Origin of the sequence: Maribellus maritimus (assembly GCF_022267315.1) — a bacterium.
In the GTDB taxonomy this organism is placed as follows: Bacteria; Bacteroidota; Bacteroidia; order Bacteroidales; family Prolixibacteraceae; genus Draconibacterium; species Draconibacterium maritimum.
On the sequence record NZ_JAIKLE010000023.1, the window covers coordinates 47,403 to 66,778 of the forward strand.

The 19,376-nt window shown below is 36.6% G+C and carries 11 protein-coding genes; all 11 read right to left on the minus strand.

Annotated elements, in window-relative coordinates; translation table 11 throughout:
- Positions 1 to 102 precede the first annotated feature (102 nt).
- A complete protein-coding gene (locus K5G00_RS19030; protein WP_238767780.1) occupies positions 103 to 1,611 on the minus strand; it encodes a RagB/SusD family nutrient uptake outer membrane protein in 1,509 nt (502 codons plus the stop codon).
- An 18-nt stretch (positions 1,612 to 1,629) separates the two neighbouring features.
- Positions 1,630 to 4,977, minus strand: coding sequence for a TonB-dependent receptor (locus K5G00_RS19035; RefSeq protein WP_238767781.1), 3,348 nt, complete (start codon positions 4,975 to 4,977; stop codon positions 1,630 to 1,632).
- A 213-nt stretch (positions 4,978 to 5,190) separates the two neighbouring features.
- A complete protein-coding gene (locus K5G00_RS19040) occupies positions 5,191 to 6,180 on the minus strand; it encodes a FecR family protein (protein WP_238767782.1) in 990 nt (329 codons plus the stop codon).
- Positions 6,181 to 6,297: 117 nt separating this feature from the next.
- Positions 6,298 to 6,885, minus strand: a complete 588-nt coding sequence (locus K5G00_RS19045) for an RNA polymerase sigma-70 factor (protein ID WP_238767783.1) — start codon at positions 6,883 to 6,885, stop codon at positions 6,298 to 6,300.
- A 685-nt stretch (positions 6,886 to 7,570) separates the two neighbouring features.
- Entirely contained in the window at positions 7,571 to 8,494 is a 924-nt protein-coding gene (locus K5G00_RS19050; RefSeq protein ID WP_238767784.1) for a dihydrodipicolinate synthase family protein, read from the minus strand.
- 34 nt (positions 8,495 to 8,528) lie between these two features.
- On the minus strand, positions 8,529 to 10,106 hold the full coding sequence (locus K5G00_RS19055) for a sodium:solute symporter (RefSeq protein WP_238767785.1): 1,578 nt from the start codon (positions 10,104 to 10,106) through the stop codon (positions 8,529 to 8,531).
- Positions 10,107 to 10,141: 35 nt separating this feature from the next.
- On the minus strand, positions 10,142 to 11,503 hold the full coding sequence (locus tag K5G00_RS19060) for an FAD-dependent oxidoreductase (protein ID WP_238767786.1): 1,362 nt from the start codon (positions 11,501 to 11,503) through the stop codon (positions 10,142 to 10,144).
- 80 nt (positions 11,504 to 11,583) lie between these two features.
- On the minus strand, positions 11,584 to 12,969 hold the full coding sequence (locus K5G00_RS19065; protein WP_262921391.1) for a sulfatase-like hydrolase/transferase: 1,386 nt from the start codon (positions 12,967 to 12,969) through the stop codon (positions 11,584 to 11,586).
- Between the two features lie 25 nt (positions 12,970 to 12,994).
- The gene (locus tag K5G00_RS19070) at positions 12,995 to 14,185 is read right to left on the minus strand and encodes a sialidase family protein (protein ID WP_238767788.1); all 1,191 of its coding nucleotides are present in this window, start codon (positions 14,183 to 14,185) and stop codon (positions 12,995 to 12,997) included.
- A gap of 99 nt (positions 14,186 to 14,284) precedes the next feature.
- The gene (locus tag K5G00_RS19075; RefSeq protein WP_238767789.1) at positions 14,285 to 15,961 is read right to left on the minus strand and encodes a RagB/SusD family nutrient uptake outer membrane protein; all 1,677 of its coding nucleotides are present in this window, start codon (positions 15,959 to 15,961) and stop codon (positions 14,285 to 14,287) included.
- Positions 15,962 to 15,966: 5 nt separating this feature from the next.
- On the minus strand, positions 15,967 to 19,263 hold the full coding sequence (locus tag K5G00_RS19080; protein ID WP_238767790.1) for a SusC/RagA family TonB-linked outer membrane protein: 3,297 nt from the start codon (positions 19,261 to 19,263) through the stop codon (positions 15,967 to 15,969).
- Between the last annotated feature and the right edge of the window lie 113 nt (positions 19,264 to 19,376).

Consider the following 19,376-nt stretch of genomic DNA (forward strand, 5'->3'; position numbering starts at 1 on the left):
GGGCAGAAGAGCCAATTTTCAGGTTTAAAACTTTTTCTTAAAAGAAAAGGCCAGTTGATTAAATCGTATATACTGACTCAATCAACTAACCTTTACAAAACACTAATAACCAGGATTCTGTTCCAAAACGTCATTCGCCATAATTTCAAGATCCGGTATAGGAAAAAGCCTGTTTGTTTGTGTAACTTTTGACGCTATACTGCTGGCATTTACTACCTCTACAAACCTATTTTGTCTGATCAGATCCCATCGATGATGTCCTTCAAAACAAAGCTCCATATCACGTTCTTTCCATACAGCCTGTCTAAATTCATCCTGACTTAATCCGGATAAATCAGGTAACTCAGCAATCTCCTCCTGCTCATCGATGTTATTTTGATTCTCATCACGAGCTCTTTTCCGAATACTGTTTATCGCTTCATATGCCTCCGTTGTCGGACCATTCACTTCATTCTCAGCTTCAGCAAATATTAGTAAAACATCTGCATATCTTATTACCATCCAATTCGCATCATCGCCCCCTATTCTTGTCGTATACAAAGGGTCCCAAAATTTCATACAACAAGGGCCAGCCTGAGCCGGTCCGGTTGCTGTAATTTCAGGATAATAAGGAGATGGAAATTGGTCTACAATGGTCAGTCTTTTTCTGTAGTGGTTGGGAACAGAATTGAAAAACTGACTCTCAGCAGCGATTGCAGAATAAGAAGGCTCTCCATTACCGTTTGGATTTATTTCAACATTCCTTGAAGCAAATTGTCTGCTTAAAGTGCTTCCTAACCCCTCGGTAGTTCCTCCCATAAATTGAATGGAAAATATGTGTTCTTTTCCGTTCTCTTTTGTTATATCAAACACATCTTTAAGATTAGCTAATAATTCATATGTACCGGAACTTATAACTTCCTTTGATTTACTTAATGCGTTTGAAAAGTCACCTTTTTGTAAATATGCTTTGGCCATTAAAGCTTTGCTGGCCCCCCTGGTTGCACGACCAATATTTGTCCCTTCATATGTGTCCGGCAAAACCGTTTCACAGAATTCCAAATCGTCAAATATTAAATTATATATTTCTTCAACAGAAGCTCTGGGCAAACGATTATTCGTATCATCTACAGTTGGTTCTGTTATTTTGGGCACACCTCCAAATGCTCTAACAAGTTCAAAATATGAAAGGGCTCTCAAAAAACGAGCTTCCCCCACATATCTTTCTTTCAGATCGGTATCCATTGTTATATCGGGAATATTCTTAATCGCGACGTTCGCATAATTAATGGTTCTGTACATTTGCGTCCAAAATCCTCTAAAAGTTGGATCTGCCGCGGTATATTCACCATTGTCCAATGTCGCAGATCCTTCGCCATTATTAGCCACTTCTGTTGAGATGTCGCCATAATACCAGGCATTAAACGTATAATGTCCTTTAATGGAAGAATAAATAGCTGAAATGCTGGCATCAGCATCTTTGGCTGTTTTAAAAAAGTTTTCTCCTCCAACAGAAGATCGGGGGGTTTCAGTTAAAAATTCTTCACATGAAAGCAATAAAGACGAAAGGAAAATGAAAACTAAAAAATATTTTCCATTATACCTCTTAAAATAATTGTATGATTTTTTCATTTTGTTACGTTTTAAAAATTAGAAATCAACTTGAACCCCAAATCTCAATATTTTTGCAATTGGATAAGTACCTGCATCAATGCCCATTGCTGTGCTGGTGTTCCCCATAACGCTTACTTCAGGATTATAGCCGGAATAATTTGTTAATGTAACCAGATTGTCGGCCGAAACATATATTCTAAATCGATCAAATAAATTAACCGGGATCTTGTAACCAAACGTTAAATTTTGAAGTCGAACATAAGAACCATCTTCGATGTATTGTGTGGATACACGATTTACAAAAGTTCCTGATCTTCCAGAAGGACGATCATTTTTAAACATTGTATTTGAAGTCCCTGTACCGTCCCAGGCGTTAATGTACTCAGTGAGGGCGTTATTTACATTTACCTGTGAAGTTAACTCAATGGCGTTTGCATTAAATACATCGTTCCCGTATACGCCGTTAATCTGGAAACTCAAATCAAAGTTCTTATAAGTAAATGAGTTATTGATCCCAAACTCAAAATCAGGATGTGGATTACCGATGATTGTTTCATCCTTTCCCTCCTCGAAAACTCCGTTGCCATCAATATCCCGGTAATTTTCGAAACCAGGTCCCACATTCGTATTTTCAGACATATGTCCAGCCAGAAATTCTTCTTCTGTTTGCCAAAGCCCGTCAAATATATTTCCCCAGAAAACTCCGATTGGCTCTCCAACCATAATAACTGTTGCTGCTCCACCATTTTTTTGTACCAATCCTCGGCCAAATGAAGGTCCAAAGAAACGGTCGGCATCAGCAAGAGCAATTACCTTGTTTCTGTTGAAAGAAATATTTCCTGAAGCGTTCCAGCTAAAATTTCCTTTGTTTACATTAACATTTAAACCCAGTTCAAGACCTTTATTTTCTACGCTACCTATATTTTGTAAAACTGTCGCATACCCGCCCTGTCTGGGTACCGAAACAGGGAATAAAAGGTCGTTGGTTTTCTTGTAATAATAGTCAGCCGTAAAGCTTAACAAATTGTTGAAAATTCCCAAATCCACACCGGCATCGTACTGGTTTGTTGTTTCCCATTTCAAATCGGGGTTAACCAATGCTCCCGGAGCAACAGCGGTACTTGAACTTTCGCCAAAAACATAAGAATCAATTTTGTTGTACAACTGAACGTTTTGGTACAAAGGAATATCCTGGTTACCTGTTCGTCCATAGCTTGCTCTTACTTTCAAATTACTCATCCAATCAACATCCTGCAAAAACTCCTCCTGATTCACTCTCCATGCCAAAGCTCCGGATGGGAAAAAGCCAAAACGATTATTCTCTCCAAAGCGGCTTGAACCGTCATATCTGGCAGAAACCGTTACTAAATATTTGTTTGCATAATCATAGTTGATACGGCCAATGGTAGAGGCCATAGACCATCTGTTGTATCCGGATGAAGGGAAAGTAGGTTCACTTCCAATCCCCAAGTCATAATATTGCGTAATATCTGAGAAGAAATCAGTACTACCAGCCGCCAGGGTCTCTCCGATTGCCTGTTGAGCAGTGAAACCAACCAAAGCTGTAAAAGAATGAACTTCATTGAATTGTTTGGTGTATGTTAGGGTATTTTCATTTACCCAATTAAATCTTTGTGATGTTGATACACTTGCACTTCCGTTTGAAGCAGTTTGTGAAATAAAATAAGATGGAATATATGAATTTGATCTCCCGTAAAGTATGTCAACCCCTAAAGCAACTTTTGCAGTTAACCCCTCTATTATTTCGTATGAACCTGCAAAATTATTTAAAATATGTGTCCGGTTATAATTGCTTGCTTGCTCATATGCCATCTGAACCGGATTTTGTACATTTATATTTGCCATTATACCCGTTTCCTGCCAGTATTCCCGCTGGCTGAAATAACTTCCGTCATCATTCTTAACCGGCGAAGTTGGTGCAGCAATGAGTGCATTGTATATAACTCCACCACTATTCACACCGGCATTCGTATTTATGCTGCGATTATATTCGTAACTGGCGTTAATATTTGCATTAAAGCTAAATTTTTCGTTTGCTTTATGTTCAACATTTATTCCAAAAGTTCCTCTGCTATATTCTGAATTAATTACGATTCCTTCCTGGTTTAAATAATTAGCTGAAACTGAAAATGTAGTTTTTTCATTTCCTCCACTAACCGATACATTATGACTTTGCATAATCGCCGTTCTGAATATTTCATCCTGCCAATCAGTCCCTTGTCCCATTTGATCAATTTCAGACTGAGGGAAGGCCCTCCCAATTAAGGAACCATTTCTGAAACGGTCCCAAAATGTACGCTGAGCGGTTGCCCATTCATTTGCATTCATGAGATCAATTTTTTTAGCAATATTTTGAGCTCCGTAATACGCTTGATAGCTCACTCGTGTATCGCCAGACTGCCCTTTTCTGGTTGTCACCAATATCACTCCATTCGCTCCCCTGGCACCGTAAATAGCTGTAGCAGAAGCATCTTTCAAAACGGTAATTGATTCTATATCGTTAGGATTTATAAATGATATTCCAGAACTTAAAGGAAAGCCGTCAACAACCCATAAAGGATCGTTTCCGTATTGAATTGAATTAATCCCTCTGATTCGAACAATTGGTGTTTGCCCGGGAGCACTGTTCGGCTGAACAATCTGTACACCCGACACCTGCCCCTGAAGTCCTTGATCTATAGATGTAATTCCGCGTTGTGTAATCTTTTCATTATTGATAGAAGATATTGAACCGGTAAGATCACTTTTTTTCATTGTTCCATAACCAATGGCAACTACTTCTTCAATTCCAATGGCATCGACCACCATAGTTATATCGATTGTTGATTGAGTCCCGACAATAACTTCTTGTGTCTTCATTCCAACAAAAGAAAATATCAATTTGTCTTCAGGTTGAATGTTCATTAATGAATATTGTCCATCGGCCCCGGTTACCGTACCATTTGATGTTCCGCTAACAACCACAGTTACACCCGGAACGGGAGCGCCGGAAGCATCGGTTACCTTCCCTGAAACTGCTTTTTGTTGCAGCAGCACCACGTTTTTCTCAAAATTACTCTGATTCCCCTTCTTTTTAACTATTATATAGCGATCAAAAATTTCATATGAAATATCTAAATCGTTAAATACGCCATTTAGAATTTCTTCAATTTTTGAATCATCTGCATTAATAGTTACTTTTCTGGAGAGATCTACGTCTCCTGACTCGTAGAAAAATCGGAACTCAGTGTCTTTTTCGATCTGATCAAAAACTTCCGAAAGCATCACATCTTTTAGTTTAAAGGTTAGCCTTGCAGATTGTGAATATGTAGAGGCTGAAACCTGAACGAGGGCAATCATCAGAAACAAACACGTTATTTTCATAACTCTCAAAAGCTTAGTTAAATGGGAAACTCTCCTATTCCCATTATAGGTTTTAATTTTTTTCATACATTTGAAATGTTTAAGTTCGATAATTAAGCCAGTGGCTTTTTTATTGATTTTTAAAAAGGAAACACTGGAATGTTTCCGCTAATGAAGGGAAATGCTGGCGGCATTTCTCTTCTTTTTAGTTCATTTAGTTTTCACATAAGCTATTTATTTTTCACGTTTTAAATAAATTTGGTTCTTGTCAATTGTATATTCAAACGGTATAGAGGAAGCTCGCCTGAAAGTTTCTATAATTGTGTAAATATTAGAATCTAAAAAGAAAGCTCCTGTGAAGGTACATCCCTTTAAAGTGTTGTCTTCAAAAATAACTTTAATACCATATATGCGGTCGATCTTTTTAGCAAGACTGACGAATGGCTCATTTTTAAATTCGTAAATCCCTTGTTGCCAATATTTGTAAAAGCTATCCGGGATCTTGTAGTTTTTTAAGCTCCCGGATGTTTTATCTAATACTAAACTATACGAAGGTTTTAACTGGTACGATTTATATTTATCGGAGCCGATCTCTTCAAACACATCAAGTTGCACTTTTCCAGTGATCAAGTCCACCTGAACAATATTATCATCGGGATAGGCCAGGACAGAGAATTCAGTTCCCAGCACTTTTATCTGTTGCCCCCCGATATCAACAATAAATGGCTTCGATTCATCATGAGAAATGGTAAAATACGCCTCACCTTCCAGCTTCACGTTTCTTATTTTATCATTAAAAACTTCAGGATAAATCAGTCTTGAGCCATTGGTTAACCAGACTTTGCTGCCATCCGGTAAAACAATAGAACTCCGATTCCCCTTGGGAACAGATACCTCGTTCATGAATACTTCACCGGAATTTGGTATCGAATGTATCAGATATCCCCCAATTAAAGCTAAAACGATTATGGCAACATACCTAATTAATTCCGGGACTTTAAATCCCGTCCCGGTTTTTTTCATTCGCTTTTTAACTAAAATAAAATCTTCATTTACATATTTACGATCTAATTCATTGCCCGTTCTCAATAAAGCCCAGAGATTTTTATAACGTATAAATTCCTTTCTATTTTCCTCCGACTTTTGAACCCAAGATAAAAACTCATTGGAATGCAGTGAAGATTTACTTTTTATAATATTTTTTATAATTTCTTCTTTCTTCATTTTTCCGTATCTATATAGTAAAACGCATCACATTACATACACCCTATCCCGGAACAAAAGATTTTTGTGTTTTTATAATGGCAGAATAGCGGTGTTAAAAAAACTGTTAAAAGCTATCTACCTTACAACCAAAAGATACGCAACAAGAGGAAGAAAATCCTTTAGGGCAATCCTGAATATCTTTAGCGCTTTGGTTATTTGAGCTTCTACTGCCTTTTGCGAAATATTTAACTCTCCGGCAACTTCGTGATTCTTTTTGCCTTCAAAACGACTTAAAATAAATACTTTACGACAGCGAGGGGGTAAATCGGCAAGTGTTCTTTCAATTATCACTTCAATTTCCTGAAAAGCGATAGTTGAAGTGTCTAAATTTTCCAAAGCCGATATGTACAATTGTTTTTGAATCTTACGCTCAGACTCCTCAATGAATTTCTTTTTAATCTTCTCATGTCTTAAACGTGAAATACAACTGTTTTTTACCGTAGTATATAAATAACTTTGCAACTGGGATTCACTTATAACTGGAGGATTCTTTTCCCAAAAAGAAAGAAAAGCGTCCTGAACAAGGTTTCGTGCCACTTCAAACGAAACATATTCTTGTGCAAAACATACCAAACGAGGATAATATAAGTTAAAAATTACTTCAAAGGCGGCTTTTTGTTTTTGGTTTAATAAAGTTATTATCTCGCTTGACAAAGAATTCATTTAGGTTCAGTTTTAAATGCAATTATAAACATTTTTAGACTCGCAGAAAGCCAATTCTTCCAAAAATAATACAAGTGCAAGATTTTCCGAATTCTTTTAAGCAATAAACGAGGTGCACTCTATACCCCTTCCCAAAAAAATAGTAATGTACGCAATGAAAGTTAAGATAAAAGCAGCAACTTAAGAAAAAGTATAATTTCTCGAAGGAATAAAAACGAATTCACTTTTCAACATTTATTTGATAATATAAAAAAAACTAAGCATAAGAAAAGACACCACAAACAAAAATCTTAGCATAAAAGACGGAACAAAGTTTTACCTGGTGTTTGATGAAAATCAACAAAGAAAAAATTTACAAAAAGGCAAATTCAGGAATAATAAAAAATTCACCAATCAGTCAAAAATGAAATAAAGCCCCGATGTTTATGTTTCTACTCTGCTCAGATAGAAAAATATAAATCAGAACGACAAAGAAACAGAATAAAAACAGTTTCAAAAAAAGTCAATGCCCGTTCGGAATAGAGGTGCCGTCCTGAATTAACTCAAGGTTATATTTGAAAAAAGGGTTCAGCTATAAAAGCTAAACCCCCGGCATTTTTTAATTCTACACTTTGTGAAACAGTGTCTAAATTTATTTCTGCAACAAAAAAAAGTATTTCTCTTCCCGGCCATTTTATCTTAATATTCAATTTTCGATTTCCTCCAGAATCTCTTTTACTATTCCCCGTTCAGGTTCTTTAAAACGACGAAATGGTTCAGCCATAAAATCGTTGCAAATCCCCATTACGGATAAAGCACATTTAAGGCCTTTCAGATAACTTGATCCATATTGGCCTACATTATATAAAGAGGTACTTATTCTCAATATTTTCTCACGAAGTTTCTCTATCTGGTCAAAATCCCGTTTTATCGAAGCTTCATATAAATCAACATAAAGACGGGGAAAAAGATTTGCTCCGCCATTTACTCCGCCATGGCCTCCCATTAATATAAATTCAGATAAAAGTTCTTCGGGGCCAATCATAAATGTAAAATCAGGATGGCCCTCTTTCATTAAATACCGGATCTGGTTAAAATAAGATAAATTACCTGAACTATCCTTCATTCCTATTATTCCCGGTATGTCAGCTGCTGCCTTTACGGTATCAGGCGCAAACATAACTTTCGTATGAGCGGGCATATTGTAGATAAACAATGGTAAAGGTATTTTCTTCATAATTCTTTCCAGGTATTCAAGTAACTCCGGTTGCCCGGATGAAAAATAATACGGAGGCGTTAAAACAACAGCATCAACCCCTTTTTCCTCAGCAAATTGCGCCAGTTTTACACTCTCTACAAAAGCTGAATCTGAAACACCTGCAAGAACAGGAACACGTTTATTTACAAAGCAACAAGTCTTTTGAATTAACTCTCGCCTTAATTTATACCCCAAGCTTGCAAATTCACCGGTAGTACCTAAAATAAAAATACCATGTACACCACCAGAAATTACATGCTCAATTAATTGTTCCAAACCCTCAACATCGAGAGTTTCGTTATTAATTAGTGGGGTTACTAATGGGGGGATAATTCCTTTCAAAGGAAGAGGAAGAGTTGTAGTATTCTTCATTTTAATAATTTTATATTTTTTCTTTCTGTAAGATTTAATACATCTTACGTCTGGTTTTAACATGACTTATTAATATTCCTACTGTAAACATACTTATCGTGGCGATAACAACACTCATATATGTGTGGAAGGGGCTTTTTAGGAAATCCGGCAAAAAAGATACTTTTGAGGAGAATCCAATCCATGCAATAACAATGATTCCAAAAAATACTGATATTGCTGCACCCTGTCCATCTACTTTTTTGGATACAAATCCTAAAAGGAAAAGTCCTAACATTGCTCCCGCCACTATACTGCTAAGCTCCCACCAAACAGCTAAAATGCTTTCAGAACCAATCATAAGTAACGCGGCTATGGAACCTAATATGCCCCAAATAAACGTAGCTATGCGCAAGAAATACATTAATTCCTTTTCACTTATATTGCCTCGGATTTTTTTATAAATATCACTATATAATACCGTTGCCGAACTGTTTAGACAAGTGCTAATTGTGCTCATAGCAGCTGCCATTATTGCTGCAATTATTAATCCGGCAACCCCGCCGGGTAACTTTTTAGACATAAAATGGGGTAAAGCGTGATCGGCGATATCTGTAATTTTTAATGTTGATTCCTTTTTTTGAACCCTCATTAAATAGTCTTCGGGGCTTAAATCCGATGTTTCCCTATTTACAATTGCCATGGCTGTTTTTGCTTTTAAGTCTTTCTCTAAACCAGGAGATGTTTGATAGAGTGAGAAGAGAATAGACCCTATAAAGAAGAAAAGTAATGAAATAGGTACATAAAGCAAAGAACCAAAATATAATGAATTTTTTGCTTCTTTATTTGATTTCGCTGCGTGATAACGCTGTACGTAATTCTGATCAAATCCAAATGCTTTTAGATTCATAAATAACCCGTACAAAAAAACAACCCAAAAAGTTGATTTTGAAAATGATAATTTAAATGAACCTAATGAGAATTTGCTATTTTCATTGGCAACGGCAAGTAATTCAGGGGGACTTATCTGGGCCTCATAGAAAATATAAATTATTATAATGATTGTGCCAGATACTAACACAAATGATTGAACTACATCAGTCCAGATAACTGCTTTCATGCCACCTAACATAGTATAAAGTGTAATAGAAATACCCGAAATAATTATTATATATGACATTTCCCAACCTGCGAGACCATGCAAGGCCAGAGCCATTCCGTAAGTTATTGTAGCAATACGGGCAAGTTGCAATAACAAATAGCAGCTTACACTATATATTCTTGCCCAGGATCCAAAACGTTTTTCGATATGATGATAGGCAGATATTTCACCGCTTTTTCGATAGAAAGGAATGAAGTATTTAACTCCTATCCAGGCTGCCAAAGGAATCACAAGGCTAAATGTAAAATAATTCCAGTTCGTTCCAAAGGCCCTTCCAACAACTCCTATAAAAGTATTACTACTTAGATATGTGCCAAAAAAAGAAAGCCCAACCGCCCATCCGGGTATTGAACTTCCGGCAATCATAAAATCTTCACCGGTTTTATTGTATCTAACAAACCAGCTTCCAAAAATGATTATTCCAACCAAGTATATAAAAATAACTATTAGGTCTAATAAAGGTAAATCCATAAATACGATTTAAAAGATTTATATTTGGGTTAGCATTAATTTTTTGTCCAGGGTATGCCAAAATCAGGTTTCTCAGACATATATGGAATTTGATTGCGCACCCATTCCCCCGAAATTTGTGCAACGTCTTTCTGTTGTATGCTGGCTTCGGCAGCAGCTATTCCCGCTGCTTCCCCTATTCCGTGCATAGTTGCCATTACCCGGATAGCCGCAGAGGATTCGTGCGTAGCAGATAGTGCCCTACATGCGACAACCAGATTTGAACATTTTTTTGGAAGTAAACTTCGAAAAGGTATTTCATAATAATCACCTTCAGGAGGAGCAAAACCGGACTTAACTTCTCCTAGCTTTCCCGGAATTTGTTGAACATCTTTAGCTCCCTTGGGATTATGTATATCAATAAAATATCTGGACCTCGCAATGCCATCCTTAAATTTGGCTGCATTAACTATATCGTCCTGATTAATTGTATAATAACCTTCGATATGCCTGGTTTCCCGAACTCCAACCTGCGTGGCAACTTTTTCAACATAAGCATTTTTAAACCAGGATATATTTTTAATCAGCCAATTACCAATAAGAAAAGCTTGTCTCCTTCCTTCTATTTCTGCATGAGTTAGATCATCAGGTAATAATCCTGAAACCTCGTTGATTCTGGTCATATTAAAATGAAGAATTCCTGGTCTTGGATAATCATAAAAGTGAATAAAATTTCGATAAGGATAGTGCAATTTTCCTGAGGCAAGGTCCCGCTGAAAATAGGGTTCCACTAAAGCTCTGGCAGAGCGTAATTTTCCTGTGGCAATTATGTCCTTTTTATCTACATTACCCATTCTAAAACTTACTGTCATTGCCTGTGTCAGCCCATCTTCATTGCGGCCAACTTTGAATGGAAGGTTGGCTAGGGAGGCCAGGTCTCCATCCCCGGTACAATCAATAAAATTTTTAGCATAAAACATTTCGCTTCCCCCTTTTGAAAAAACTTCAACAGATAAAATATGTTCCCCTTCTTTCTCAATGGATTTAATATAAGAATGAAATCGAACTTTAACGCCGGCTTCAATAAGCATTGAATCGTAAACGTATTTTAAGAGCTCTTCGTCGAACGCCGATGCACTTAAATCAGAACCAAAACCACCAAGCTCGAATAATTTAGTTGCAACTTCCTTAAAGATACCCCCAATTATTGAACCTTCTTTTTTTGTTTCCGGATCAGTATATTCGTGTCCCGACCATGGATTTACCAAAGCTGCAGTAGACATACCACCACAAAATCCATAACGCTCAATTAACAATGTTTTGGCCCCATGTCGCGAGGCTGATAGAGCAGCGGCCACCCCTGACGGGCCTCCTCCGCAAACTACTACATCAAAAGAATTATCAGAATTATCTATCATAATTATCAGTCTTAAAAAACTATTTGAATTTATACTTTAGCAACTATGTAATTTTTGCAAATTGTTGAATTTGTGTTTAACTAATTATTATTTACATTTTTCTCCCAAATCTCTAACTCCGATTTTAATTGATATACTTTTTCAGGGAACAGGGAAGCTATGTCATCTGCTTCCCTAATATCTTCTCGTAAATTGTACAACTCAGGTTTATCTGCCTGGTCACCTATTACAAGTTTCCAGTCGCCAAATCGAACAGCCTTTTGATTTGGGGTTCGCCAAAATAGTAATCTGGGCTTTAGCAATTTGTTTCCCAGTAACAATGGCAGGATGCTAATTCCATCAACTAAATTAGGAGAGTCTTTCGTTGAGAATGATATGTTCAGTAAATCAAGTACTGTTGGCAATATATCCATGCTCATAACAGTTTTATTTGAAACCGACATGGAAGAAATTTTTCCGGGCCACCAAGCAATTGCTGGTACACGGTGCCCTCCTTCCCATAAATTACCTTTTTGTCCTCGAAGAATGCCGTTTGAGCCAACATGGGGCCATTCTTCGCCATAATTGATGTATTGACCGTTGTCTGACATAAAAAAAACCAATGTATGGTCGTCGAGATTAAATTCATGCAGAGCGCTGATGATCTCACCTACACTTTCATCTAATTCTTCAATCATTTCGGCCAATACAAATGGAATGGTATTAGGAAGATGTGGCCCGAGTTTGTTATTGAGCCCCATGTTTGCGAGAGTGTAGTGATTACCCTCCTGTCTTTTCCATAAACTATCATCCTTTGAATCCTGCCATGGGAAATGAACAGCAAGATGAGAAACATATAAAAAAAACGGCTTGTTTTTACTTTCTTTTATAAACTGAACAGAATATTTTGTAATAAGTTGGGTCACATAACCTTCCTCATCGAGTAAAGTTTCATTATACCACCAATCCTTTCTTCCGTAACGATCTATTTTTGAAAAATAATCTAAATCACCACCGTAATAACCAATAAATCTTTCAAATCCAAATTTTGTTGGGCTTCCCTTTTGTGGACGTCCCAAATGCCATTTGCCAATTATTCCCGTAAAATATCCCTCTTTATGTAAATATTCTGCAATTGTAATCTCATTTTGGTTTTGAGGTAAATCCAGTACATTACTTTGCGGAGTTTCTACTCCCAATCTTTGCGGATAGCGTCCCGTAAGCAATGATGCTCTGGTAGGAGAACAAGTAGGACCATTGGTATGAAAATCAGTAAACAACATTCCTTCTTGAGCCAAGCTATTTATATGAGGTGTTTTGGACTTCCCTCCGTATTGTCCACTCAGATCCCCATATCCTAGATCATCTGCCATAATTATAATAATATTTGGCCGTTGGGTTGGAGAGACTGTGGTTGCATTAGAAAGGAGGCTACATATCTCAAAAAGCAGCCACAATATTCCTGTAAAATTTTTTAGAAATATCATTTAATGAATAGATCAAAGGATAATTTTATTTTTGGACCGGATCAAAAATACTGGTAGCTATATAACGATACTTATTACCAAGATCAGCGTTATTATAATAATATACTGCCACTATTTTGCCATCAGGAAGTTCAACTGATCTTGGATAACCAATGTCCCATATTGCACCGTCATTCCCTCTTAAAAGAGAAGGGCTGTCCCAGGTTAACCCATTGTCAGAACTGAATGTGACGTACATTCCAATCCCTTCAGGCATAGTTTCACTTCTGCGAATTCCATAAACTAAACATAATTGACCGTCTTTGAGCTTTAATAATGCGGGAGGATTACCGTTTGAATCAACAATTACCGGATCATCTAATTGTTTCCATGAATATCCGTTGTCCTCAGATAAATAACTCACCATTCTTGGGGGATTTGTTCTTCTTATAACAGATAATAACCGAGAGGAATCCAAACGAATAGAAGAAGGCATAATTGAATTGATTTTTTCAGGACCTATCCATGAAAGAAAGTTCCAGGTCAGCCCTCCATCAGTTGTTCTTACGCAGGCAATTTGTCTCCAGTTTTCGGTAGATTCGTAAAATCCCACTGTTAAAAATGCTGTTAATTCATGTTTCCCATCAACAATATAGTCAGTACGGGTAACAATGCCTGCAGGATTATTTCCGGGAAAATGAACTTCAAGGTTATAGGCTCCATTCCAGGATTTTCCCCGATCATAAGAATAATAGAATGAAGATGGGCCTCTAAGCATATCAACCATTCGAAAAGTTAAAGCAAAATCAGGATGTGTAAAATCAATGCTTTCAGTAAGAGCTGTTGCAGGTTTAGATTTATCTCCAATATTATGCTCTACGGTCGCCTCTGTAATTCCGTGTTCATAAGCATCCTCAACCTTCCAGGAAAGACCACCGTCAAGACTTCGAGCAAATTTTGCCATAGCTGTTTTTTGGTTAAAAGTATGACCGCCTGTTTTATCCTCATGGTCTGCTTCTGTAAATCCAACTAATATTTCTTCACCCCAATTCCAAATTCCCCAATTGGCTGGCCAACCACCATACTTGCCGATTTCGTAAAAAACTTTAATATGCTGGACTTTATTTTTAGATGTTTTATCATTATTTTCTGATTTACAGGAGTACGCGAATGAGATAAAGAAATACGCGATTAATATTTTTAATATTCCTGATTGATTTATAAAATGAATTTTCATATTTTAATAATTATAATTTTAAACATAATAATGCCAAATAAAGTATTTGGGGAAAGGAATTCAAATAAATATGAATTCCCTTGTAAATATCAAAACGGGTTAATATCCAGGATTTTGAACTAACTGATCATTCACGTCCATATCCTTTTGTGGGATAGGCCATAAATAGTCTCGGGTAGGATTAAATGATCTTATTTCAACAACCCTAAGCTTGTCAGCATAAGAAGAATAATCAGGGATACCGTCATTATCAAATAAAGGTATTCCTTGATCTGAATAATTATACGGTTTTTGAGGTCTACCGTAAAGGGAGCCTGACATAGCTTTTTCAGCTATTCCCCAACGACGAATATCCTGTAATCGAAATCCTTCAAAAGCAAGTTCTATTTTTCTTTCTCTTCGAATTATCTGTCGCATTTCAGTTTGAGACTTTGCGGTGACAATTAGAGGCATTTTTACACTTTCCCTATCACGTATTGCATTGATAGCATCAAGACAATCCTGATCAATTTGGTTTAATTCAATTTTTGCTTCAGCGTAATTTAACAATACTTCAGCTAACCTAATAATTATAAAATTTAGTGATGAATTATTTCTATTGTCAGGATAATCAATTGGATCTGCCATTTTTTTCCAACAGTAGCCAGTAAAAGTAGCATAGGCATTTGTAGCATCTTGATTTGAAATCCGTACAGCTGGCGTTACATTATAATTCCAGCACATAACACTATCTTTATGCGTTTCAAATTGGTATCCAAGAAAAATATCGCCAGGTACAGCAATTGATTGTTTTAACCTAGGATCTCTATTCTCAAAAGGCTTTGCAGGATTATACAGAGGAGACTTGTCAATGGTCATTCCATCAACACATTCATAAGAATCAACCATAGATTGTGAAGGAACTTTAGTGCTTGTACATCTTGCATTTCTTGAACCTACAGAATAAGACATCCTGTGATCTTCTATACCATATTGGTACATTATTTCAAATATAACCTCGGAACAACTCTCCCCTTCATACTGGAATAGCGCCCTATAATCTGGATAAAGCTCATAAATATTCAAATCAATCACTTGTTTAGCAGATGAAGCTGCAATATCATATCTGCCTGCATATAGTGCGATTCTGGATTTTAGCGCCAGGGCTGCCCCTTTTGTTGCTCGTCCTTTATTTTCATTAGCCCAGCTATCAGGTAGGTTTTGAGAAGCAATATCAAGTTCTGATAGCAGAAAATCTACAATTTCAGCTTTATTGGTTCGAGATACCTTATTCTCGTTAAGACCATAGGTTTGAGTTACTAATGGTACATCGCCCCAAAGTGATATTAACTGGTGATACCAATACGCTCTTAAAAATCGAACCTGTCCTTCTGCATTTTCAATTGTTTCCTGTGATGTATTTTCAATTCGGTCAATATTTTCTATCACAAAATTACATCTAGCTATCCCTTTATAAAGATGCTCCCATAATGTAGCAAATGATTCATCGGTTGGGCTTTGGCTTCCATTTCCTAGATCTGTAAAAACACCCCCGTTTCTATCCCAACTAATATCTGTGGTACAATCCAAAAGATATTCCCATTGTCCTGACGCACTTATACTATGAAACCACAAATTATTATATATACCATTAATCGCCATAGCCAACTCCTCTTCAGTTTTAAGAAATGATACATCTGATGGCCCGTCAAGAGGTGTTTTATCTAAATAATCTGTACAAGAGCCAACTAATATAAGGAAAGTAACTATTAATAAGTTGAATATTTTATTTTTCATGATAATTAAAATTTAGCGTTAATTCCAAATGTGAAAGTTTTAACCACTGGGTAAAACCCACTATTACCAACAGGAGATTCAACATCAAAGCCATCCAGAAAATTATCAATAGTGAATAAGTTCTGTCCACTTACGTACAAGCGAAAACTGTCCATAAACGTTTTTTCCAGTATTTTTTGCGGAAATGAATATCCTATCTGAATATTTTTCATTCTGAGATAAGATGCATCCAGCATCCAGTAATCTGACACTTGCTCATTATTAGGATAATTGAATGTGAGTCTTGGGTAAGATGCATCAGTATTTTGAGGTGTCCACCTGTCCAAATGCCTTTCCATAGCAGTACTTCCAACATAAAAAGCCCAAACTCCTGAGTGATCCAAATAACCGTTTGCTTTACCAACTCCCTGAAGAAAAGCATTCAAATCAAATCCTTTATAAGAAGCGCTGAGATTCAAACTGTATGTATATCTTGGAATTGAAGAACCTAGAATTACACGGTCTCCGTCCGGAGTAATTACGCCATCCTCCATGTCAGGTTTTCCATCACCATCACTATCAATTGATGGCTGATCGATATACTTAATATCTCCGGGTGCAACCAATCCACCAAATTGAACTGCATGCTCCAAAACCTCTTCTTGAGTTTGAAACAATCCATCCGTTTTATAACCATAAAAAGCATCAATAGGCTGTCCTTCCATTCTTATTGTTCTAGATGAAATATAAGGACCTGTTCCTTTAAGGTCTATTATTTCATTCTTTACATCCGATAATGTGAAGCTAACTTCATATTTAAAATCATGCAGCCTATTGAAATGAGAAATACTAATATCCCATCCTGTATTCCGGACTTTACCAGCATTCTGGTATGGTGCACTGAGTCCTACAGTCATAGGAATAGGTAATTGAAGCAGAATGTTATTAGTATTTTTTACATAAAAATCAGCAGTAGCAGCAAATTTATTAAGAATACCAATATTTAAACCAACATCAAACATTTGGGTAGTTTCCCAGGATATGTCTGTATTTCCCAATTCAGTCAAAGATGCACCGGCTACAGCAACTTCATCTAAAATATATCCTTTTGTTAGATCGACTGAAGAAGCAAAAGGATAATTCCCTATATTTTGGTTTCCCAATTCACCCCATGATACACGAAGTTTCAAATTATCTAAAGTTTCATAATTACTTAAAAAATTCTCCTCTGAGATTCGCCATCCGGCAGAAAAAGAAGGGAACCAACCGTATTTATTACCAGAAGCAAATCGGGAAGAACCGTCATATCTCAAATTGGCCTCAAACAAATACTTTTCTTTAAAATTGTAGTTAAACCTACCAAAATACGAACGTAATGCATATTCATTGGCCGAACCATCAGCTTGTTGATTTACTTCCGAACCTAAACTTAATAACTGATAATTTTCCAGAGGAAAATTTTCTCTATATCCCTGGAACGATTCATAGATGTATTCAATCTGTTCAAAACCTGCAAGAATTGCAAAACTATTGTGTTTAATTTTTTTTGTATAATTTAACAAAGCTCTAATATTATCTGTTTTTGTGCGGATTGATCTTTGTAATAATGAACTTTTGTTTGGATTTACATAAGCTAACGATCCATCGCCATAATATGTGTTTATGGTATGTGTGAATTCTTTCAAATTACTATAATAAAATTCTGGTGCATACATAAAACTCAAATTCATTCCTTCGATGGGTTTCCATTCTCCTTGCATGTTCAAAATGGTTGTAAACATTCGGTTGTTAGCCTTTCCTGAATCGTTTGCATATGAAATTGGATTTGCACCAAGCCATCCCTGACCATATCTCCCATCAGATAAAAGTCCTTCCTGGTTTGCAGGTATACGTCCATTCATATGAAAAAACACTGTATTTACACCAACAGATGGCTCATACTGCAATTCGTCGCTTACTCTTAGGTCGAATTTGAAATTCAATTTTTTTGAAGTAACCAAGTCAGTATTTAATCTTACTGAGTTTCTGCTGTATCCAGTATTTGGGATTAAACCATTTTGCTCGAAATGAATTACTGAACCGCGAATCTTTATTAAATCATTGCCTCCGGAAACATCAAGGGAATGGTTCTGAATTAATCCATTATTTGTTAAAGTTAGCTTTTGCCAGTTGGTGTCTGGATAAAGATCACTTGGAGCATTTTGTTTGTATGCTTCAATATAACTATCAAGGAACGTTGGTGTTTGCCCTAAATTTGTGTTTGCTTCATTCAATAATAACATATGATCTAGCCCGCTAACTTGTTTAGGTAAATCAGTCGGAGATTGCCAGCCGACATATCCGTTATAATTGACCGATATTTTCTTATTTTCAGCTCTTTTAGTTGTAATAATAATTACTCCATTAGCAGCTCTGGACCCGTAAATTGCTGCAGATGAAGCATCTTTTAATATGGAAATGTCCTCGATGTCATTGGGGTCAACTGTATTAATTTTTCCTTCGACACCATCGATTAGAACTAACGGGTCCTGCCCAGCTGTTCCCAATGTCCCAATTCCCCGAATACGAATTGTCCCCCCGTCTTTGCCTGGTTGCCCCGAATTTTGAGTAATAGTAACACCTGGTGCAACTCCTTGAAGCGCCATAGAAGTTTGCCCAACTGGTTTCCAATCGATTTTTTCACTACTAACAGATTCTACCGCTCCTGTTAAATTTATTTTTTTCTGAACTCCGTAACCAACAGCCACAACTTCTTCCAGGCCTATAGCTTCTTCAACCATTATTACATTAATAATATTCCGGTTTCCCACTTCTATTTCCTGTGTACTCATACCCACAAAAGAAAATTGTAACGTAACGTTTTCAGTAACATTGGATAATGAGTATTCCCCGTCCGCATTTGTAACTGTACCTTGTGTTGTTCCCTTTACAATTACAGTAACTCCAGGTAAAGGTTGCTTCTGAGGATCAGTAACTTTTCCGGAAACTGACTTTGGTTGCTGAGCTGTCAATTCCTTCACCCTGTCTGCAGGCGAAAGAATTATCTGTCTGCCCATTACTTCGTACTTAATGCTGACCTCTTTGGCTATCTCATCCAGGATTTCGGTTATTGTCCGTTTGTGAAAATCACCACTTATCTGTTGATCAACATCAATTTTACCCGTATAAAAAAAACGAAATTCGCTCTGATTCTCGATTTTAATTAAAAAGTCTTCCAGACTCAGATTTTCTGACGAGAGCGTCAGACGGGTTGTTTGAGAATAACTTTCCGACGCAAACACTCCGATAAAAGAGATCAAGATCAACGAAAATGTTAGTTTCATAATTCTTAACATTTTGAATACACACAGGTTTACCCTATGGATACTTCGGTTTTTTTCCATAATTTTGAATTGGTTTGAATAAGTAACTATAATTATTTATCAACTACTTTTAA